Here is a 20,874-nt window from a genome sequence, read left to right as displayed (position 1 = left end):
TCCTGTCCATACTGATTTTTTAATTATTGGTATAAGAAAAGGTCACTCACAAAGCAGCCGTCGTATCAACGGAACCTATGAGACTACCGCGACAAAACGCCTGAGAAAACGTTTTTATCTTTCCGGAAGGCGCTGAATAAATAAATTTCATCTTCCCCTGCCTCGAGATAAATCAGTCTGTTTGGCTCCGGTTAGTGCTGAATGGATTACAGTTATAGATACCGCTGCGTGGCCTAAGCTGAGGGAATAACGATGCAACGCACCTTTTCGGCATTCTGGATGGTCCTGTTTTTATACGTCGCACCGCTTAACGCGGAGCCCAACGTCTATGGTGAGCAACGCATCAGCGGCTGGTGGAATGCGCTGACGGATGATATCTCCCGGACCTGGGAAGAGCCTCAACGTTACGACCTGTACCTGCCGTTCCTGAGCTGGCACGCTCGCTTTATGTACGACAAAGAAAAAACGGACAATTATAATGAAATGCCGTGGGGCGGCGGGCTGGGCGTTTCCCGCTATAACGAAGAGGGCAACTGGAGCGCGCTGTTCGCGATGATGTTCAAGGACTCGCACAACGAATGGCAGCCCGCGATGGGCTATGGCTGGGAGAAGGGCTGGTATCTGGATGATGCCAAAGATTTCCGCCTTGGGCTCGGCGCCGCGGCGGGCATCACGGCGCGAGATGATTTTGCAAACTATGTCCCGCTACCGTTCATCTTCCCGCTGTTTTCGGCCGGGTATAAGCGCGTTACCGTCCAGTTCACCTATATTCCAGGAACCTATAACAACGGCAACGTGCTCTTTGCCTGGCTGCGCTTAGGCTTTTAAAGGGTGATCACCTTTTTTGCCACGGCGTTAGACAATACCAGCATGGAGAAGAGAACAGAGGTGACGAACGTGAGCACAATCAGCGCCAGCTTCATACCGAGAGAGGTCACCGGTATCACCGCCGTCAGCAGATGAAACACCGAGTAGTGCACAATGTACACGCCGGTCATCGTTTTGCTGATGGCGGCCAGTATGGACTCCTTAAATTCAGCGTTGCGGCGAAAGCGCACGCCGTTCGCCGCAATCACCAGGGCAACAATCAGGATGTAGATCTGCGAGCCGGTGAGAATAAAGGCGTTTCTGTCGGCCTTGAACAGCGCGAAGAAGAAGTGGCGCTCGTAAAACCAGGTGAAGAGATAGATAAACGGGATGGAGATAACCGCTGCCCGGACCACATTTTTGCGGCTAATCCACTCGGCGACTTTCGGGTCGCAGAAGAGTTGCCCCGTCAGGTAAAACAGCAGCCACGTCCACAGCCGATACTGCGGTGAAAGCGAAAGGGCGTGCGTTTCAGGATAAAGCGCCGATAGCAGATCGTATCCGTAGGAAAAGAGCAGCAGGGCGGCAATCGCGCCGCAGAACAGCGCTCGCCGCTGGCTCAGCCACTCCACCGCAGGGTGGAAGGTGTAAATCACCACAAACGCAAACACGAACCAGGGCTGGATTAAATACCCGCGCTGATAGGGCTCCCACAGGTAGTAGATCGTTATCCAGAACAGAAAAACAATCACCAGACTTTTAATTTTACCCAGCTGCCAGCGGGTGCCGTGCCGTGATTGTCCGTCGAGATAGCCCGCGACAACGAAAAACAGCGGCGTGGCGATGGTCGAAATAAAGGTTAAAAACCCCAGGATCCAGTGATAGTCGTAATCATAATGATCCCAGGTGTTGTAGATGGTAAAGAAAGTCACCGCCGTCATACAGCCCAGCGTCTTGATAATGTTCAGCCCTGTCGCATTCATTGTTGTTTGGCTTCGTCCTTACGATGGAAACACGCATAGATAACGGGGAGTACCAGCAGCGTCAGGATTGTAGCAAACCCCAGTCCAAACATAATCACAACGGCCATGCTCTGGAAGAAAACGTCCAGCAGCAGCGGAGCCAGGCCAAGTACGGTCGTAAACGCGGTGAGCAGAATGGGGCGCAGGCGCGAGGTCGCGGCGTACACGATCGCCTCGTGCTGATCCTTTTGCGTTTTCTGCTGTTCGATCTCTTCCACCAGCACGATGCCGTTGCGGATCAGCATGCCGCTAAGGCTCAGCAGACCAATTAGCGCCATAAAGCCAAAGGGAATGCCGGTAAGTAAAAATCCCGGCGTCACGCCAATCAGCGCCAGCGGTACGGTCAGCCAGATGGCGACGGCATTTTTAACCGAGCTGAACATCAGCACCGTAATAACAAACATCACCAGATACCCGAGAGGTAGCGTAGTGAATAGCCCCTGCTGCGCTTCACTGGAGTTTTCCGCATCTCCCCCCCACTCGATGCTGTAGCCGTGTGGCAGGGGAAGGGCATCAATCTGCGGCTTCACGCGGGCGAGAATGTCCCCGGAGGTTTGCTGGCTCAGCGGATCGGGATCGGTCTGCACCGTCAGCACCCGCGAGCGGTCGCGTCGAAGGATGAGCGGATCTTCCCACTCCAGCGAGAAGCGGCTGACGACGTTACTCAGCGGGATATACTGCTGCCGCGTCTGGCTCCACACCAGCACGTTGTTCAGGTGATTGGCGTCCAGCCGTTCACTCTCAGGCGGGCGCACCACCACGGGCAGCAGGTCGCTGCCTTCCCGGTACAGCCCCGCCCGACTGCCGGAGAAATTCATCTCCAGCGCGTTATCAACGTCCTGCTTATCTACGCCAAGCTCGCGGCCCAGGGCGGCAACGTACTGTGGGCGGATCACCTTGCTGCGATTTTGCCAGTCGTTCCTGACGCTGCCCGTGGCCGGGTCGCGCGTGAGAATATCGTCCACCTGGCTGGCAATCAGGCGCAGCCTGTCAGGATCCGGGCCTTTAATGCGCACCTCAATGGCGCTGTCGCCGGAGGGGCCAAACATAACGCGTTTGGTGCTGGCGTTGACCTGCGGATAGTTTCGCGCGATGTACTCGTCCACGTGGCGCGTCAGGGCGGAGATGTTGCGCTGGTCGTCCATGCGCACCATGATCTGCGCATAGTTGCCGTACTGCCGCTGCCCGCTGTAGGTCAGAATAAAGCGCATACTTCCCTGACCGATGGTTGAGACGGTGGTCTCCACGCCTGGCTGGCCATTGATCGTTTTTTCAATATCGCTGGTCATTTTCTCAGTCCACTTGATATCGGTACCGTAGGGTAACCATAGGTCGACAAAGAAAATCGGCGTATTAGACGACGGGAAAAAATTTTGCCGCACGGCGCCGAAGCCCCAGACAGACGCTGCCAGCAGCGCAGCCATCACAATGAGCGTCGGTGCCTTATGGTGCAGCAGCGTGTTAAGCAGGCGCTGGTAGGCGCGGTAGAGTCGTTTATCGTAAGGATCTGACTCGTCGGTTTTATCGGGCGCGCTGTCGTTTTTAAACAACCACCACTTAATCAGCACCGGGGTGAGGGTGAGCGCCGAAAACCAGCTCAGCATCAGGGAAATTAGCAGCACCTGGAACAGGGATTTACAGTATTCCCCGGTGGAATCCTGCGACAGCCCGATAGGGGCAAACGCCAGGATGGCAATCACCGTCGCCCCCAGCAGCGGCAGGGCGGAGCGGCGGATGATGTAGTTCACGGCGGTCAGCAGCGGGGAGCCCTGCTGTCGGGCAATCAACACCCCTTCGACAATCACGATGGCGTTATCCACCAGCATGCTGAGGGCGATAATCAGCGCCCCGAGCGAGATGCGCTGCAGCTCAATGCCCCACAGATACATAATCAGCAGCGTGCCCAGCACGTTAAGCGCGAGGGAGAACGCGATGATGATCCCGCTGCGTACGCCCATAAAGATCAGCAGCACGCCGATGACAATCGCCAGCGCCATCAGGAAGTTAATAATAAAACCGTTAACGGAGTGGCCCACTTCGGCAGCCTGATCGTAAAACAGGTCTATCTGTATGCCCGCCGGTTTTTCCGCCGACATCTGGTTTAGCTTCGCCTCCAGCGCGTGGCCCACGTCGATAACGTTCACGCCGGGAATAAACGAGACGCCCATGGTAACGGCTTTTTTGCCGTTGGCATGGTAGATACTGGCTGGCGATTCGTTCAGCCCGCGCGACAGCGTGGCGATATCCCGCAGACGCGTCGCCGCCCCGGTGCCGGAAGGCGTGATGATGATATCCGCCAGTTCATCAAGATTCTCGAACTCACCGGTCGGGTGCAGGCGAATGGATTCGGTGCCGGAGGTAATTTCTCCGGCGCTGGAAACGACGTTAAGTCTGCTGAGCAGGGCGGAAAGCTGGTTCAGCGTAATGCCGCGCGCGGCCATTTTGGTCAGGGAGATATCGATGTTGACCTGTTGGCTAATGGCCCCGCCGATGGCGACCTTCGCGACGCCGGGGATCAGAATCAACTCCCGGCGCAGCTGCTCCGCATATCTCACCAGTTCAGGATTACTGAATTCATCTCCGGAAATGGCGAAGAAGAAGCCGAACACGTCGCCGAAATCGTCATTCACGAAGGGCGTGACGACGCCGGGCGGGAACTGACGCGAAGCATCGCCCACCCGGCGGCGCAGTTCATCCCAAATCTGCGGCAGCTCGTTCGAGTGATAGCGAGAAGCGATGTTAACGGTGATTTGCGACAGGCCGTTTGAAGAGATGGAGCTCACGTTGTCCAGATAAGGCAGCTGCTGCAGGGCATTCTCCAGCGGAAGCGTCACCTCCTCTTCAACCTGCTGAGCGGATGCGCCGGGGTAGTGGGTGACCACCACTGCGGTTTTGATGGTAAAGGCGGGATCTTCCAGCCTGCCGATATTCAACAGGGCGAAAATACCCCCAATGCCCAGCAGCAGGATCGTTAGCCAGACGCGAACAGGGTTATTAATAAATTGACGAGAGATATCCATTACAGTCCCCGTTCACGCGTCCAGATACGCACCGGCTGGTTAGCATGGAGCTCCCCAACGCCTGCGGCCACCACGCGCTCGCCCGCCTTAAGCCCGCTGGTAATCACCACGCCTTCGGTACTCACTTGCCCCACGCTGACCTTGCGGTCTTCCAGATGCAGCGCATCGCCTTCGCCCGTTACGACCCAGACGTGCGGCTCGTTGCGCGGGCTGTTGTTCGGGTTAAAGACTGCCTCAACCGGGACGACCAGCGCCTGAGCGTCCGCGCCAGCCGGGAGGTTGGTTAAATTGATGGTCACCGTACCGCTTACGCCGCCGACGGCGGGAAAATCATCTGGCCGCGGCATGGTAAGTATCACCTGCCAGGTCAGGGTATTGCTGTCGCTGCTGCCCGAGTGCTCTTTGTAGACGGCGGTAAATTCCCGATCCGGCATGGCGTTAATTCTCACCACGGGGCGATACTGCGCGTTGCGGATATCAAAGGTCTTAAACAGGTTTTCAGGGATGCTGAACACCACGTCCAGCAGGTCGGTGCGGGTTAACGTCGCGATTGGCTGGCCGGGGGACACCACCTGATGGTTTCGTACGTGCACGCTTGCCGCCGTCCCGCTGAAGGGGGCGACGAGCGTCATCTGGTTTAGCTCTTCTCGGGCAATTTGCAGCGCCGCATTCGCCGAATCGCGGTTTGCGCGCTGCACGTCCATTTCTGCTTTCGAAATCGCCTGGCGGCCCGCCAGCGTCTGGAAGCGGTCAAACTGCCTCTGGGCCAGCGTCGCCGCCGTTTGTCTGTCGTTAACCCGCTGCTGGGCTTCACGGGCGTTCAGTCTGGCAAGCTGTTGCCCCTGTTTGATGGCTGCGCCCTGACGCACATCGAGCGCTTCAATTTGACCTGCGCGCTTGAAGGAAAGGTCTGTGGCATCGCCCGATTCAATGCGTGCGGGAAAAATGCGCTGCTGGTCGTGACCTGGAACCGTCACCTCCGCCACTTTTACCATCCTGGGCAGGGGGGCGGCTTGCTTGGGTTTCGGGTCGCACGCCGTGAGCGTTAACAAAACGAACGGTAAAAGAGAGAGGTAGCGGTTCACTGTATTCCCCTAATAAATAACTGTTTTATTTATTCCATAACCTGGACAGGGGTGACACTATTCTGCCAGAACAGTGACGACCATATAGGTAAATAAACCAATCGCCGTGCTGGCGATAATGGCAAGCGCAATAAACATACCCAGACGAATCAGGCTTAAACCATACATACATTCCTCCATGAGCAGGAAGCGGTAGCTGACTATGAGCATAGTCGGCGAAAAGATAAATGTTAAATAACCATTATCAGTGGGTAAGCGCTAAACCTGATATTCCTGTGCTACGTTTAATGTTATCCATCTTTTTTTACCGTAACTGGCATTAAGGGCAACCCCCTGCATTTAATGCGTTTTTTTGCTTCATTCACTCTCGTGTTGGTTATAAAAAGGATGCTCGATATGTATAAAAACATTCTCGTTCCGGTGGATGTCTACGAGACAAGCCTGGCGGATAAAGCGTTGCAGCATGCACAGTTTCTGGCGCAAAGCGCATCGGGTGACATTCATTTGCTGCACGTCATGCCCAAATTTTCAGCCGAGCTGACGCGTGGTTTTATTTCAGATGCGCGCAAAATGGATGAATATATGATTAATAATTCGAAAGAAAAGCTGTCTGACCTGGTCAAAAAATTGAATCTGCCAGAAGAGCGTGTTCATCTCCACGTCCGTAGCGGGAATGTTCGTGATGAGGTTATTAAGCTGGCGGATGAACTTGCTGCTGGCGCGATTATTGTCGGCTCGCGAAATCCAAATATTCAAACCCATTTGTTAGGATCGGAGGCGGCAAGTATTGTTCGTTACGCACATGTTCCTGTTTTCGTTATTCGTTAATTACAGAGAAGCAAGGTGATTTCTGAATAGAACCTGAGGAAGGAACGATGAAAACAGGAAAACCTGAACGTCCGTATTATCAACAAACCGTTGACGAAACCCTGTCGAATATCCACTCCACCCTGGAAGGCCTTAGCGGCACTGAGGCATCAGCCCGACTTCAGCAGCACGGTGAGAATGCGTTACCGCAAAAAAAGGGCAAACCCGCCTGGCTGCGCTTCCTGGCGCATTTTAACGACGTATTGATTTACGTTCTGCTGGTGGCCGCGTTGCTTAAGCTCTTTATGGGCCACTGGGTAGACATGTTTGTGATCCTTGGGGTTGCCATCATTAACGCGCTGATTGGCCATATCCAGGAGAGCAATGCTGAAAAATCGTTGCAGAGTATTCGCAATATGCTCTCCAGCGAAGCCGTGGTGGTACGACAGGGGAATCATGAAACGATCCCCACGACGGCGCTGGTCCCGGGAGATATCGTGGTGATCCGCGCCGGGGATCGTATCCCTGCGGACCTGCGCGTGATTGAAGCGCATAACCTGCGCGTGGAGGAGGCCATTCTGACCGGCGAATCCACCGTTGTTGAGAAAAACAGCGATGCGTTAAGCGGGGAACTGCCCTTAGGTGACCGGTATAATCTGCTCTACTCGGGCACCACCGTCAGCTCCGGCGGCGGTAAAGGCGTGGTGGTGGCAACCGGGGGCGAGACAGAGCTGGGCCACATCAATCAGATGATGTCCGACATTGAAAAGCACCGCACGCCGCTGATGGTGCAGATGGACAAGCTCGGTAAGACCATCTTCATCACTATCCTGGTGATGATGGTGGCGCTGTTTGTCTTTAGCCTCCTGTTCCGGGATATGCCGGTTTCTGAACTGGTGCTGTCGCTTATCAGCCTCGCCGTTGCCGCGGTGCCGGAAGGCCTGCCGGCCATCATTTCCATCATCCTTTCGCTTGGCGTACAGGCCATGGCGCGTCGCAAGGCCATTATTCGCAAGCTGCCTACGGTGGAAACGCTGGGCGCAATGACGGTCATCTGCTCGGATAAAACCGGCACCCTGACGATGAATGAAATGACGGTCAAAGCGGTGATTACCGCTGACACGACCTATCGCGTAGAGGGCGACAGCTACGAACCGGTGGGGAATATTCACCCTGTAGATGACCCGACGCCCGCCAGCGTGACGCAGGGTTCCCTGCTGGAACGCTACCTGCGCACTATTGACCTCTGCAATGACAGCCAGCTGATCAAAGACGAGCAGGGGCTGTGGAAAATCACCGGGGGCCCAACCGAGGGCGCGCTGAAGGTGCTGGCGGCGAAAATCCCGCTCCCACCGCTCGATACCGAAATGCGCAGTAAAATCCCGTTTGATTCACAGTATAAATACATGTCCACGCTGTACCGGCTGGGTGATGAAGAGGTGATTTTAATCACCGGCGCGCCGGACGTCCTGTTCCGCCTCTGCCAGTACCAGCAGACGAATGACGGACTGCAGCCGTTCGATCAGCCCTACTGGGAAGGGAAGATTGAAGAGTATGCCCGGGAAGGATTGCGCATGGTGGCCGCGGCCTGGAAACCTGCCCGCGAGGGGCAGCGCGAGCTGGATCACCCGGACCTGCATGATGGCGTGATCCTGCTGGGTATTGCAGGGATGATGGACCCGCCGCGTCCGGAGGCCATTACCGCCATTGCCGACTGTCTGCAGGCCGGGATCCGCGTGAAAATGATCACCGGCGACCACCCGCAAACGGCAATGAGCATTGGGCAAATGTTGGGGATTGGTAACGCCGCAAGCGCTATCACCGGACGTGAGCTGGAGGCGATGGACGATCGTCAGCTGAGCGACGCCGCGCAGCAGTACGATATTTTCGCCCGAACCAGCCCGGAGGATAAATTCCGCCTTGTGCAGGCCCTGCAAAGTAAGCAGGAAGTCGTGGGCATGACCGGGGATGGCGTAAATGACGCCCCAGCGCTCAAGCGGGCGGATGTGGGCATCGCCATGGGGATCAAGGGGACGGAAGTGACCAAGGAAGCCGCCGACATGGTGTTAACGGATGACAACTTTGCCACCATTGCCAGCGCGGTGCACGAGGGACGTCGGGTTTACGATAACCTGAAAAAGACCATTCTGTTCGTTATCCCCAGCAACATCGCGCAGGCCCTGCTGATCATCATCGCGCTGCTGGCGGGGAACCTGATCCCGCTGACGCCGGTCCTGATCCTGTGGATGAACATGGCGACGTCGGCAACGCTGTCGTTTGGCCTGGCGTTTGAAGCGGGTGAGAAGGACATCATGAACCGGCCGCCGCGCAAGGCAAATCTCCATGTGATGGACGGCTATGCCATCTGGCGCGTGGTGTTTGTCGGTCTGATGATTGCCATCAGCGCCTTCGTGCTGGAGGCCTGGCTACAGCCGCGCGGCTACTCGGCGGAATTTATCCGCACCGTGCTGCTGCAAACCCTGGTCACTGCGCAGTGGTTCTACATGCTCAACTGCCGCGTTAATGACGGCTTCTCGTTGAGCAAAGGCCTGCTGGCGAACAAAGGGATTTGGATCGTGAGCGGCGTACTGCTGGCGCTACAGCTTCTTATCATTTACGCACCCTTCATGCAGATGCTGTTTGGCACCGAAGCGCTGCCGTTCCGCTACTGGGTCATCACCTTGCTGATTGGTTTTGTGATGTTCCTTATTGTCGAGGCGGAGAAAGTACTGACGCGCCGGTGGCGCAAAACCGAGGCGTAATAGCGTAAACTGAGAAAGCCTGCCTGAGACCAGGCTTTCTCTTTTTTTGAGCACAGGAAACTATGATTCGACTTACCTGGTTCGTCCTTACGCTGTGTGCTGCTGTACCCGGTGCGTTTGCCGTAACTTATATACTTCCACCGGAAGGCAGTCGCCTGGTAGGAAACCCAATTGTCATCACCGTTCCCGAAGGCAACACGCTGCCTCTGGAAGCCTTTGCCGCGCGGTACGGACAGGGGCTGAGCAACCTGCTGGAAGCAAACCCGGGCGTGGATCCTTTTTTGCCTAAATCCGGCACCCGGCTGGTGATACCTCAGCAGCTGATTTTGCCTGACACCGTCCGCGAGGGCATTATCGTGAACGCGGCGGAAATGCGCCTCTACTACTACCCGCCTGGTGGCAATACCGTTGAAGTGCTGCCCATCGGCATCGGTCAGGCCGGGCGTGAAACCCCGCGTAACTGGGTGACGGCCGTTGAGCGTAAGCAGGAGGGGCCAACCTGGTCTCCGACGCCTAATACGCGGCGTGCCTATGCGGCAGAAGGGAAAACGCTGCCAGCATTCGTGCCCGCCGGGCCGGATAACCCGATGGGGCTGTATGCGATTTATATCGGCAGGCTCTATGCCATTCATGGCACAAACTCGAATTTCGGCATCGGGCTGCGGGTGAGCCAGGGCTGTATTCGTCTGCGAAATAACGACATCAAATACCTTTTCGATAACGTTCCCGTAGGAACCCGCGTGCAGCTTATCGATCGGCCGGTAAAGGTGACCACGGAGCCGGACGGCAGCCGCTGGGTGGAAGTTCACGAGCCATTATCACGTAACCGCGCGGAATTTGAGTCAACCCGGAAAGTGCCTCTGCCCATTTCAGCCGCGCAGCGAACGCAGTTGATAAACGAGGGTGCGGGTGCTGAACTGGAGCGGCGGTCGGGGATGCCGGTTAAGATCGGCATTTGAGGGTATTGTGCGGGCTGGTGCCCTCACCCCGGCCCTCTCCCACGGGAGAGGGTGCAAACACTAAAAACGGCAACCTTGTTGCCGTTTTGCATTTACCTTTCGCTGAAAAGCAAAAAGCCTGCTTTAAAAGCAGGCTTTTTAAATTTGGCTCCTCTGACTGGACTCGAACCAGTGACATACGGATTAACAGTCCGCCGTTCTACCGACTGAACTACAGAGGAATCGTGTGAACGGGGCGCATATTATCGACCTGCGTTCGCCTTGTCAAAGGGTGGATCAACGCCTTTTGATCGTTTGCTGACAAAATCGGCAAAGTGATGTTTTTGACAGCGGAATGCACCGTCATGGTGCGGGTATACCCCTAATGGGGCAGATCATAAACTGCTGTTTCGGTAATAAAACCCCCCTCCATGATTAGGTTTCCTTATTTTCAGGCGCTTAGCGAACAATTTAGACCGCCTGGTAAAAGTGGCATTCATATTGCAAAACCTGTTCAACAACGACAGCCGGTTCCGGCACAGCATTTCGAACAGGGGGCAAAATGAACTTAAGACGACTGAAATACTTCGTAAAAATCGTCGATATCGGCAGCCTGACTCAAGCGGCAGAAGTGCTGCATATCGCGCAGCCCGCGCTGAGCCAGCAGGTGGCTACTCTGGAAGGCGAGATGGATCAGCAGCTGTTGATCCGCACCAAACGCGGCGTCACGCCAACGGAAGCAGGCAAAATCCTGTATACCCATGCGCGCACCATCCTCCGCCAGTGTGAACAGGCTCAGCTGGCGGTGAATAACGTGGGCCAGACCCTGAGCGGGCACGTGTCTATCGGCCTGGCGCCGGGAACGGCCGCGTCCTCTATTACCATGCCGCTGCTGCAGGCCGTCCGCGCCGAGCTGCCTGAAGTGCTGGTGTACCTGCACGAAAACAGCGGTTCCGTACTGAATGACAAACTGCTCAACGGCCAGCTGGACATGGCGGTTCTTTACGATCGCTCCCCGGTCGCTGGTATCACCAGCCAGCCGCTGCTGAAAGAAGATCTCTACCTCGTGGGGACCCGCGACTGTCCGGGCCAGAGCGTCGACCTTACCGCCGTGGCAGAGATGAACCTCTATCTGCCGCGCGACTACAGCGCCGTGCGCGTGCGCGTGGACGAAGCGTTCTCCCTGCGCCGCCTGACGGCCAAAATCATCGGTGAAATTGACTCAATCTCCACGCTCACCGCGGCCATTGCCAGCGGAATGGGTGTGACGGTTCTGCCGGAATCCGCAGCCCGCTCGCTGTGCAGTGCGGCAAACGGCTGGATGGCGCGGATCACCACGCCTTCGATGAGCCTGCCGCTGTCGCTGAACATGTCTGCACGCGGTTCGCTGTCGCCGCAGGCGCAGGCGGTAAAAGAGATTTTGATGTCGCTGGTCAGCAAGCCATCGCTTGAAAACCGCGAACTCCAGCTCGTGAGCTGATATTCCAAAAAAGCATAAGATGCTGGTTTTTATTATTTGTTCTGCAGCTCGGCTGACTCTAACAATAGAGCTATGTCAGATGCGCCGGAGTGAATCGTGAATTTCCAGCAACTTAAAATTATCCGTGAGGCGGCCAGGCGGGACTACAACCTGACCGAGGTCGCCAATATGCTTTATACCTCTCAGTCCGGCGTCAGCCGCCATATCCGCGAGCTGGAAGAGGAACTGGGTATAGAGATCTTTATCCGTCGCGGCAAGCGGCTGCTCGGCATGACGGAGCCGGGTAAGGCTTTGCTCACCATCGCGGAGCGGATCCTCAACGAGGCCAGCAACGTGCGTCGTCTGGCGGATCTCTTCACCAATGACGCCTCGGGCGTGCTCACCATCGCCACCACCCACACCCAGGCGCGCTACAGCCTGCCGCCGGTGATAAAAGCCTTCCGCGAACTTTTCCCTGACGTCCGTCTGGAGCTCATCCAGGGCACGCCGCAGGAAATTGAAGTGCTGCTGCAAAACGGTGGGGCGGATATCGGCATCGCCAGCGAGCGCCTGAGCAACGACCCGCTGCTGGTGGCGTTCCCCTGGTTCCGCTGGTACCACAGCTTATTACTCCCGGTCGATCATCCGCTGAATCAGGTCTCTCCCCTGACGCTGGAAGACGTTGCGAAATGGCCGCTGATCACATACCGCCAGGGGATCACCGGACGTTCGCGCATTGATGAAGCCTTCAACCGCAAAGGGCTAACGCCGGACGTGGTGCTGAGCGCGCAGGATTCTGATGTGATCAAAACCTACGTCGAGCTGGGTCTGGGCATTGGCCTGGTGGCGGAACAGTCCAGCGGAGAACGCGAGGACGGGAATCTGGTGCGTCTTGATACGCGTCACCTGTTTGACGCCAATACCGTATGGCTTGGCCTGAAGCGCGGGCAGCTGCAGCGCAACTATGTGTGGCGCTTTATCGAGCTCTGCAACGCCGGGCTGTCGGTGGATGAGATTAAACGCCAGGTAATGGAGCCGGAAGAAGTGGCGATTGATTATCAGATTTAGCTGCTGGCTTGCCCGGTAGCGCTGCGCTGACCGGGCTCGTTGCTTAGCTGAACGGATATTTTTTAAAGACCGACTGCGATTCGAATGATTCGGCAAAAGCCTGAATCTCTCTAAAATCCGCTGCGTTAACGACGTGCGGGATCATCGACTGCATAAACGTCCAGACAACCGTGCTCGTGACGGCAACCTGATCGGGAACGGTGGTGGCGGGGCGCCCCTCCAGTAAGGTATTCCATTCCCTGCAGGCCGCCAGCAGCTGGGTTGTAATGCGCTTGACCCATGCAGCGTGCTGCTTCTCCACCGGCCGCTGGTGGTGTTCATACACATTTTGCACGGCTTTCTCAGCGGCGGCGAGAATAAAGCCCAGCGTCTGAAGATCCTTTGCCTGCGCATCCGGCGCGACGGGCAGAAGTCTCCGCTCGGGGGCGGCCTGATCCTCAAAATAGTTCAGTATCAGCGACGAGTCCATCAGCCGTATTCCGTTATCCAGAATCAGCGTTGGCGCTTTTACCGCCGGGTTGATCCGGGAGAACGCTTCGAAGGTGCTAAAGACTGATAGCGGCTGGCTTTCAAACTCAACGCCATAAAGCTCAAGAGAGATCGCCACGCGCCGTACATAAGGCGAATCCATCATGCCAATAAGCTTAATCATAATTCCCGTTTTCCTGTCTCTGTGAAATAACGCTTCATTGAAGAGGATGAACTGACATTACAATACAAACTTCCCGGCGAATATCTTCAGTATCTAACCGTAAAGGTTAGTATTACTGACATGTGGGCAAGCTGTCGTTATAGATCCATCGCAGATAAGGGAATGTTTTTATGTCAGATTTTCCACCCATTGCCAGTTTGCGAAGCTTTGAAGCCGTCGCCCGTCTTGGCAGCGTGACGCTGGCGGCGAAAGAACTCCACGTTACCCATTCCGCTATCAGCCAGCAGATCAAAGTGCTGGAGGAGATGGTGGGCGTGAAGCTCTTCATCCGGAACGGGCGAGGGGTGCAGCTCAACGAAGAAGGGCGGCTCTATGCCTTACAGGTACGCGAGGCGCTGAACCATATCGCAGATGCTACCCGGCTCGTGCAGGTGAAGCCGAGAAAACAGGAGCTGACGCTGGCAATGGTTCCGTCTTTTGGATGCCACTGGCTGTTGCCGCGCCTGGAACGCTTTCGGGCGAAATATCCACTTATCACCCTGCGGATCCAGGCCAGCCTGACGGTCACCAGCCTGCAGCAGGAGGGGATAGACATCGCCATACGGATGGGGAAGGGAAACTGGGAAGGAAGTGAAAGCCATTACCTTTTTTCCGATGAGCTCATTGTGGTGGCCGCGCCTGGCTATAACGACGGTGTGCTGCCCGCTACGTCGGCTGAGATTGCAAAGAGTCATATTATTTTTTCCATGGAGTCCTGGAAAACGTGGTGCGTGAATGCGGGGCTGGAGAAAGAGATCGTGCCTGGCAGTTTATGTATTAACGACTCCAATATCATTATCGAAGCCGTTCGGCTTGGGAAAGGGATCGCGCTGGAGCGTCGCTCTCTGGTTCAGGATGCCATCACCCGAGGTGAACTGGTCCAGCTAACCTCCATCACCGCGCCGTATCCCTGGCCTTACTGGCTGGTGACGGCGCAATCAACGGCGGCGAAGCCGGAAGTGGCTCTTTTTGTCGCGTGGCTGAACGAGGAAGTGGCGGTCTGGCGACAGTTGACGGGCTCCTGAACTTTTTTCGATGCTGCTCGTAACAAAATGAATATCCGACAAGGGATACATAGAATTTCTCCGGCACGCATTCAGTATTCCCGTAACCCCACAAGAATCTTCTTTCCATCTCTGCATAATCATTGCTATAGCTTTGCATGTATATAGTTTTTGATCTATATTTGATGGGAGGCCTTGTGTGGGCAATTAACACGACGGACAGGTTTGATCGCTGGTTCACATCGCTTGACGATACCGATCGCGCCAGCGTACTTGCAGCACTGCTTGTTTTGCGAGAGAAGGGGCCGGGTTTATCGAGACCTTACGCTGATACGCTTAAAGGCTCTCGTCATAGCAACATGAAAGAGCTACGTATTCAGAGTAAGGGTGATCCATTGCGGGCGTTTTTCGCCGTTGACCCAAACCGTACTGGCATCATGCTTTGTGCTGGCAATAAGGTCGGCAGTGAAAGGCGATTCTACGATGAGATGCTTCTCGTTGCTGACCGGGAATTCACTCACTGGCTGAATACATTAAAAGAGAGGGAATAGCGCGATGGAAAGAACCCTTGAGCAGCTTATAGCGGATGAAAAGCCGGAGGTTGTCGCCAGCGCTCAGGCGATAGCAGCGGATATTTTGCTCAACATTCATCTGGCTGAGTTACGTGAGAAAGTACAAAAAACGCAAGTAGAGATGGCACAGGCTCTGGGGATCAGGCAGCCTACCGTTGCGGTAATGGAAAAGCCCGGGCGCGATTTGAAACTCTCTTCACTTAAGCGTTACGTTGAGGCTGCGGGTGGAAAGCTGCGGCTTGATGTTGAGCTGCCAGATGGCTCGCACTATGAGTTCGTGCTGTAGGGCTGAAAAGCCTGATTCAAAGCCGCCAGAATGACCGCCAATCGACGGTGATGAGCGAATCAGGGGCTAAGAGGTTGTTACTTATTGGTGGAAGTAGGGGCATGCTGCTGCATCAATTCAACGATCCAATCAATAAAAACGCGCAGCCTGGCGTTGACGTGGCGGTTCGGCGGAAATGCCAGGTACAGGGGCATTGGATTAATACGCCATTGTTCAAATAGCGGAATTAAGGCACCAGAAGCCTGATGTGCTGCCGCCATATAGACGGGTAGCGCAATCACGCCTAATCCCGCGAGGCCAGCTTCGAGGTAGGCGTTGCCATCATCCACTGCAAGAACATAGCTGCTCTTGATTTCAATATGTTCACTCTCACCGTGCAGTACCAGAGGATCAATCTTACCGGTGCGTGAGGACAAGAATCCCACTATGCGATGGTCCGTGTTTTCCAGCTCTCGCGGGTGCGCAGGGGCGCCGAGGCGTTCCACATAGCTCGGTGCGACGTAAACACCGATTTGCAAATCACCGACATGGCGTGCGATCAGGGACTGGTCACTGATTTCGCCACCCCGCAGGACGCAATCCACGTTATCGCCGATCAGATCCACCACCCGGTCACTCACCCCCATATCGAACTGGATATCCGGATAGCGCGCGTGAAATGCCGGTAGCGCGGGCACCAGCACCAGGCGGGCGAGAGGAGTGGGCACATCTATTCGTAGCCGTCCCTTGGGCGTCATCGCCGAACTGGACAGGCTGTTTTCAGCATCCTCCATGTCCGCCAGCAGGCGGATGACGCGCTCGTAGTAGACCGCGCCATCAGGAGTGACGCCGAGCCTGCGGGTAGTGCGATGGAGCAGCCTGACGCGCAGGCGCGCTTCCAGCTGCTGAATAAGCTGCGTCACCGTGGTTTTGCTCATATGAAGCGTTTGGGCAGCTTTTGTGAAGCTACCTGCTTCCACCACGCGAGCAAAGGCGCGCATCGCATCGAAACGATCCATCCCTTGTCCTCTCTTTTCACCGATTGTTTGGATATTACAAACAATGATGGACAAAGTCGCTTGTTTATCCGCCGGATCCTGCGCCTGTAAAGTGTCTTTATGTTCAGCGGGCAGATTTCGCCCCATTACAAAGGTACTAACATGACAACACGCGAAGCAGTTTTTCCCTTCGGACGCCAGGCGCTCTATGAGCGCAATCGGTATTCACCCGCCATCAAATCTAACGGCTTCCTGTTTGTTTCGGGACAGGTTGGTAGCCGGGAGGATGGTTCGCCTGAAGAGGATCTCAACGCGCAGGTCCGGCTGGCATTCGATAACCTTAACGCTGTTCTTACGGCTGCGGGCTGCACGTTCGCTGACGTGGTTGACGTTACCCTCTTTGTCGTCGATCCCGAGTCAAACCTCGACGCTATCTGGAGTATCCTGCCAGAATATTGGGGGGAAGCGCCTTATCCTACGTTGACCGGGATCGGCGTGACGTGGCTGTACGGATTCCAGTTTGAGATTAAGGTGATTGCCAGGCTGCCTACGGGCCATGATAAGACAGAGGAAAATTGATGAAAGCAGCGGTTTATGACGTAGAAGGCGCTCCCGGCGTTCTGCAGTATGTCGACGTCCCGGATCCGGTCGCCGGGCCTGACGACGTCCTGATTTCTGTCGAGGCTATCTCGATTGAAGGCGGAGATCTGATCAACCGGCGCTCAACTCCGCCGCCTTTTCCTTCATGGATCGTCGGCTACGCGGCCGCGGGCACGGTTGTTGCCGTCGGGGCGAAAGTCCGTAGCCGAAGGGTTGGGGACAGAGTGACTGCTTTTAGCATGCAGGGATCGCATGCGGAACGTTGGGCTGTGCCTGCCGAACGCACCTGGCTTATACCGGACGGGGTGGATGCAGCAGAGGCGGCGGTGGTACCGATCTCTTTTGGAACCGCACATCACTGCCTTTTCACGCGAGGGATGCTTCGGCGCGGAGAAACCGTCCTGATTCAGGCTGCAGCGGGGGGCGTGGGGCTCGCGGCCGTTCAGCTTGCCTCACAAGCAGGCGCAACGGTCATCGCCGCGGCAAGCGGAACGCAGCGAAGAAGCCGGTTGCTTGAATTGGGTGCCGATCACGTCGTGGATCGTGTAGAGAATAACGTCGTGGACAGTGTCCGAGAGTACACCCATGGCGCCGGCGTTGACCTCGTCATCGATCCAGTAGGGACGACGTTGCCTGACTCGCTTGCTGCACTCGCTCCGGAAGGGCGTCTCGTCTTCGTCGGTAATGCAGGTGGTGGCAGCCTGACTGTCGACCTGTGGCCGCCAATGCAGTCTAACCAGACGCTCATGGGGGTATTTATGGGGCCCCTTTTTGAAAGGCCCAGCGTTCGGACAGGTGTGGACGACATGTTGCAGGCTGTGGTAGCAGGGCGCATCACGGTTGTCATTGACCGCATTTTCCCCCTGGCTAACGCCGCCGGGGCCCATGAATACGCTGAGACAGCGAAACCGCTTGGCCGCATCGTTATGAAGCCTTGAGAGAGGGGGCCTCAACCTGGCCCCGACACAGCTCCTATCTGGAAACCGCCTCGCATTTCGTTTATTCGATTCGCCATAATCCTTTGAACCGCAAAAACAGTTTTCTATTATCTGCCTTCTTAGTTATGCACTTCGTTCCCACCTGCACTGCCCTTCGATGGATAACGGCTTTCTGCCCACTTAATTACGAAAAGGAAATCACCATGAATCTGATGAATAATTGCGCACCTCCCGCCATGAATGTTATATTAAAATATAATATTTGGAGGTGCGCTATGTATACAACTCGTCTTAAAAAGGTCGGTGGGTCCATCATGCTGGCGGTTCCTCCCGCCGTGCTGAAAACGCTGGAACTCTCGACGGACAGTGAAGTCGGCATGACCATTAATAATGGCTGCCTGATTATCGAACCCCAGAAACGGCCTCATTATTCGCTTGAGGAGCTGCTGGCGCAGTGCGATCCGCACGCTGAAATGAGCGAAGAGGATCGGGAATGGATTGATGCGCCTGCGGTGGGCAAGGAGATCCTGTAAATGGAAAGAGGGGAAATTTGGCTTGTTTCACTGGATCCGGTTGCTGGCCACGAGCAAAGTGGAAAACGTCCGGTACTCATCGTGTCGAAGGCATCGTTTAACAAGCTGACCCGGCTACCGGTGGTGGTACCCGTCACCAGCGGCGGAAACTTTGCACGTACAGCAGGTTTCACCGTTTCACTGGAAGGGGCGGGGACAAAAACAACGGGCGTTATTCGCTGCGACCAGCCCAGAACTATTGATATGGCTGCCCGGAACGGCATGCGGCTGGAACGCATACCTGACGTCGTCGTAAATGAGGTGCTTGCCAGGCTGGATGCGATTCTGAGTTAACTTCAGAGAAGCAGAAAAGCAAAAAGCCTGCTTTAAAAGCAGGCTTTTCAAATTTGGCTCCTCTGACTGGGATCGCCTTTGCCATTAACTGGCTGATTGGTAAGCTAAACCTAAAAGGTTGGGTTGTCAAGACCACAAGAATGACCACCTTTAAGCGGCTTACCTACAATAACATATCAGAAGCATCTACCTATTCCAGGCGGAGATATGATTAATGACGAATTCAATCATCTTCGATAGATTCGAGCCTGAGTTATAGCTTCCCTTAAACTCAGAGACGGTATTTTCAAAATAGGCCGCAACATCCATTTTCGTTTTACCGTTTTTCAAGCTGGTCTTATCCGTTGTTACATCGAAAAACGTACTAAGCACTGGTTCGGGTAAGTAGTTTTCTATTGTGTAACCCTGCGTAATCCATGTGGGTAGGTTTTGCCGGATTGCTTCTTTTGCCGTTTTAGCACTTAGTAAAATGGGATTCGCAGGCGTGGTCATATCATAATCATTATCACGGTCAGCGATAAAAATGCAGTTCTTGTTGATCATCAGCGCTTGAATGGTGTTAGCACTTTCCGCCGAGTAGTGTTTTAACATTGCGCCGCCATAGGGAATGAACGCATAGTGAACGTTCTCAATAGGGGTATCAAGGCCGTTTTCCTCACAATACAGTTTCAGCCAGTGCCGGATATAAATGCGATCGCTAACGCCCTCTACCCAGATTACTCCATTGGCTTGAAAAATCTCACTTGGCCGCATCCCCATAGCAGAAAGAAAAGCTGCGGACCGGGTGAAGTCTTTGACTCCATACCCATCAGCCTCGTACAGACTGACTGGAATGTTGTCCCAAATTCCATACTCAAGAAAAACGGTTGAGTGCGTGCTAATAAATAGCTGGAGGCATTTTTTGGCTGTGATTTCTTTTATTCTTTTAACCAGAATACGCTGAAGGTGGGGATGAATATGTACTTCTGGCTCTTCTATAACACAGATTGTGAGTGGGGCCTGCTGAGAAAGCCAGGTCAGAAGCCCGGCGAATGCTTTCCAGCCCGCAGGTATATCCTCGATGGTTATGATATTAGACTGAAGCTCATCATCGTGCAGCCAGACGCTGAGTGCATTCGGGCCGCTATCTGAAACAGAGAAGCAGTGTTCAAGGATATACTCTGAAAAGCTTTGCTGCCCGGGGGGACGTTTGTAGCGAAAGGCGGTCTCTTTTAATCCTGATGCAGCAGTGCCCGGAAGATAGCGTGCATCTTTATTGAGATACATAACGACTTTTTCCAGCGAGAGGCCGGTAATATTATGACCAGAGCGGTAAGCTACATTCTGCTGTAGCGCTTTCATGCATTGCGCATAACCAGAAGGAAATGGCTGTGATGAATGAGAGCTGATGATGTCCTCATGTATCAATTCCCCGGTAGAATGCTTCGCCATCACACCCACATGCGATTTACCGATACCCTGAGAAGTGAATAGGGCAACAAGAATGGTATTATTGTCAAACTCTAACCGAAAAAATCCTGTGGTATCACTTCGCATGTTCTCTCTGCCTAGAGAAACCAATTTGGCGGGATCAGAAATGGTACGTAGGATATCAAGAACCGTTGATTTACCACTTCCGTTGGGGCCTGAAATAATATTGATTTGAGCTGGCTGAAGGATATTCCCATCTGGCAGAGGGGTACGATGCGAGTTGGTGAAGGCTACTTTTCTGAGATTTGCGAATGATAAATAGGTCACCGGCATAGTATTCTTCCTTGAAGGGCAAGTAGTTAATGTGTATGAGGTTTATAATACCTCACTTGAAGTCCTACTGGTCTCTTCTGCTTGTTATGGGCCACGTCGTGTATCAAGAGTCGCGACATGATGGGCATCATGGCAATAATGATTAGCTTTTCAGCGCCTGGGATAGGCTATGTGGTCGTACCTCAACCGCAGATTTGATGCACATGCCAGAATGTGATGCAGTCCTAAT

19 protein-coding genes and 1 tRNA gene are annotated in these 20,874 nt (G+C 54.7%); 13 read left to right on the top strand and 7 right to left on the bottom strand.

Features of this window, described 5'->3' with window-relative positions:
* The first annotated feature begins 252 nt into the window (after positions 1-252).
* On the top strand, positions 253-828 hold the full coding sequence (gene pagP / locus AC2TE5_RS14535; RefSeq protein WP_213327946.1) for a lipid IV(A) palmitoyltransferase PagP: 576 nt from the start codon (positions 253-255) through the stop codon (positions 826-828).
* Here the strand turns inward: pagP and AC2TE5_RS14530 are convergent.
* Genes AC2TE5_RS14530 through AC2TE5_RS14520 form a run of 3 tightly spaced genes read right to left on the bottom strand, consistent with a single transcriptional unit; the run spans position 825 to position 5,934 of the window.
* On the bottom strand, positions 825-1,790 hold the full coding sequence (locus AC2TE5_RS14530; protein ID WP_484611889.1) for an acyltransferase: 966 nt from the start codon (positions 1,788-1,790) through the stop codon (positions 825-827). The two genes, pagP and AC2TE5_RS14530, sit on opposite strands and share 4 nt — an antisense overlap.
* The gene (locus AC2TE5_RS14525) at positions 1,787-4,849 is read right to left on the bottom strand and encodes an efflux RND transporter permease subunit (protein ID WP_484611888.1); all 3,063 of its coding nucleotides are present in this window, start codon (positions 4,847-4,849) and stop codon (positions 1,787-1,789) included. The genes AC2TE5_RS14530 and AC2TE5_RS14525 overlap by 4 nt, the downstream gene beginning before the upstream one ends.
* Complete coding sequence (locus AC2TE5_RS14520; RefSeq protein ID WP_484611887.1) at positions 4,849-5,934, bottom strand: efflux RND transporter periplasmic adaptor subunit; 1,086 nt, start codon at positions 5,932-5,934, stop codon at positions 4,849-4,851. The genes AC2TE5_RS14525 and AC2TE5_RS14520 overlap by 1 nt, the downstream gene beginning before the upstream one ends.
* Positions 5,935-6,330: 396 nt before the next feature.
* Here AC2TE5_RS14520 and AC2TE5_RS14515 point away from each other — a divergent pair, with 396 nt between their 5' ends.
* The 3 genes from AC2TE5_RS14515 (at position 6,331) to ldtA (ending at position 10,462) form a co-directional block, all read left to right on the top strand.
* A complete protein-coding gene (locus AC2TE5_RS14515) occupies positions 6,331-6,762 on the top strand; it encodes a universal stress protein (protein WP_028019628.1) in 432 nt (143 codons plus the stop codon).
* 47 nt (positions 6,763-6,809) lie between these two features.
* The gene (locus AC2TE5_RS14510) at positions 6,810-9,503 is read left to right on the top strand and encodes a cation-transporting P-type ATPase (RefSeq protein ID WP_213327942.1); all 2,694 of its coding nucleotides are present in this window, start codon (positions 6,810-6,812) and stop codon (positions 9,501-9,503) included.
* 62 nt (positions 9,504-9,565) lie between these two features.
* Positions 9,566-10,462, top strand: a complete 897-nt coding sequence (ldtA, locus tag AC2TE5_RS14505; protein ID WP_484611886.1) for a L,D-transpeptidase — start codon at positions 9,566-9,568, stop codon at positions 10,460-10,462.
* Between the two features lie 145 nt (positions 10,463-10,607).
* Here ldtA and AC2TE5_RS14500 read toward each other — a convergent pair.
* Positions 10,608-10,683 (bottom strand) — tRNA-Asn (locus AC2TE5_RS14500).
* Between the two features lie 320 nt (positions 10,684-11,003).
* Here AC2TE5_RS14500 and nac point away from each other — a divergent pair.
* Entirely contained in the window at positions 11,004-11,921 is a 918-nt protein-coding gene (gene nac, locus AC2TE5_RS14495) for a nitrogen assimilation transcriptional regulator NAC (RefSeq protein WP_008499475.1), read from the top strand.
* Between the two features lie 96 nt (positions 11,922-12,017).
* Positions 12,018-12,968, top strand: coding sequence for an HTH-type transcriptional regulator Cbl (gene cbl / locus AC2TE5_RS14490; RefSeq protein ID WP_023336219.1), 951 nt, complete (start codon positions 12,018-12,020; stop codon positions 12,966-12,968).
* A 43-nt stretch (positions 12,969-13,011) separates the two neighbouring features.
* Here cbl and AC2TE5_RS14485 read toward each other — a convergent pair whose 3' ends face one another.
* Positions 13,012-13,620: a glutathione S-transferase family protein gene (locus tag AC2TE5_RS14485; RefSeq protein WP_484611885.1), complete on the bottom strand. Its 609-nt coding sequence runs from the start codon at positions 13,618-13,620 to the stop codon at positions 13,012-13,014.
* Between the two features lie 170 nt (positions 13,621-13,790).
* Between AC2TE5_RS14485 and AC2TE5_RS14480 the strand changes: the two genes are divergently transcribed.
* The 3 genes from AC2TE5_RS14480 to AC2TE5_RS14470 all read left to right on the top strand — a co-directional run bounded on the left by AC2TE5_RS14480 (position 13,791) and on the right by AC2TE5_RS14470 (position 15,521).
* Positions 13,791-14,684 carry a LysR substrate-binding domain-containing protein gene (locus AC2TE5_RS14480; RefSeq protein ID WP_484611884.1) on the top strand — a complete coding sequence of 298 codons (894 nt, stop codon included), beginning with the start codon at positions 13,791-13,793 and terminating at the stop codon, positions 14,682-14,684.
* Between the two features lie 176 nt (positions 14,685-14,860).
* Positions 14,861-15,214, top strand: coding sequence for a type II toxin-antitoxin system RelE/ParE family toxin (locus AC2TE5_RS14475; RefSeq protein WP_213327938.1), 354 nt, complete (start codon positions 14,861-14,863; stop codon positions 15,212-15,214).
* Positions 15,215-15,218: 4 nt separating this feature from the next.
* Positions 15,219-15,521, top strand: coding sequence for a helix-turn-helix domain-containing protein (locus AC2TE5_RS14470; protein ID WP_213327937.1), 303 nt, complete (start codon positions 15,219-15,221; stop codon positions 15,519-15,521).
* A gap of 77 nt (positions 15,522-15,598) precedes the next feature.
* On the opposite strand, the gene AC2TE5_RS14465 is transcribed toward AC2TE5_RS14470, so the two are convergent.
* Positions 15,599-16,519: a LysR family transcriptional regulator gene (locus AC2TE5_RS14465; protein ID WP_484611883.1), complete on the bottom strand. Its 921-nt coding sequence runs from the start codon at positions 16,517-16,519 to the stop codon at positions 15,599-15,601.
* 141 nt (positions 16,520-16,660) lie between these two features.
* Here AC2TE5_RS14465 and AC2TE5_RS14460 point away from each other — a divergent pair, with 141 nt between their 5' ends.
* The 4 genes from AC2TE5_RS14460 to AC2TE5_RS14445 all read left to right on the top strand — a co-directional run bounded on the left by AC2TE5_RS14460 (position 16,661) and on the right by AC2TE5_RS14445 (position 18,902).
* Complete coding sequence (locus tag AC2TE5_RS14460; protein WP_484611882.1) at positions 16,661-17,077, top strand: RidA family protein; 417 nt, start codon at positions 16,661-16,663, stop codon at positions 17,075-17,077.
* Positions 17,077-18,036, top strand: coding sequence for a quinone oxidoreductase family protein (locus tag AC2TE5_RS14455; RefSeq protein WP_484611881.1), 960 nt, complete (start codon positions 17,077-17,079; stop codon positions 18,034-18,036). The genes AC2TE5_RS14460 and AC2TE5_RS14455 overlap by 1 nt, the downstream gene beginning before the upstream one ends.
* Positions 18,037-18,311: 275 nt before the next feature.
* Positions 18,312-18,569 carry an AbrB/MazE/SpoVT family DNA-binding domain-containing protein gene (locus AC2TE5_RS14450; RefSeq protein ID WP_004852307.1) on the top strand — a complete coding sequence of 86 codons (258 nt, stop codon included), beginning with the start codon at positions 18,312-18,314 and terminating at the stop codon, positions 18,567-18,569.
* Positions 18,570-18,902 carry a type II toxin-antitoxin system PemK/MazF family toxin gene (locus tag AC2TE5_RS14445; RefSeq protein ID WP_484611880.1) on the top strand — a complete coding sequence of 111 codons (333 nt, stop codon included), beginning with the start codon at positions 18,570-18,572 and terminating at the stop codon, positions 18,900-18,902.
* 186 nt (positions 18,903-19,088) lie between these two features.
* On the opposite strand, the gene AC2TE5_RS14440 is transcribed toward AC2TE5_RS14445, so the two are convergent.
* Positions 19,089-20,645 carry an ATP-dependent nuclease gene (locus tag AC2TE5_RS14440; protein ID WP_484611879.1) on the bottom strand — a complete coding sequence of 519 codons (1,557 nt, stop codon included), beginning with the start codon at positions 20,643-20,645 and terminating at the stop codon, positions 19,089-19,091.
* Between the last annotated feature and the right edge of the window lie 229 nt (positions 20,646-20,874).

The sequence above is a fragment of the Enterobacter sp. N5-15 genome (genome assembly GCF_057221635.1).
The sequence above is the reverse complement of the archived record's forward strand: the minus strand, read 5'-3'. Positions and strand labels throughout refer to the sequence as shown.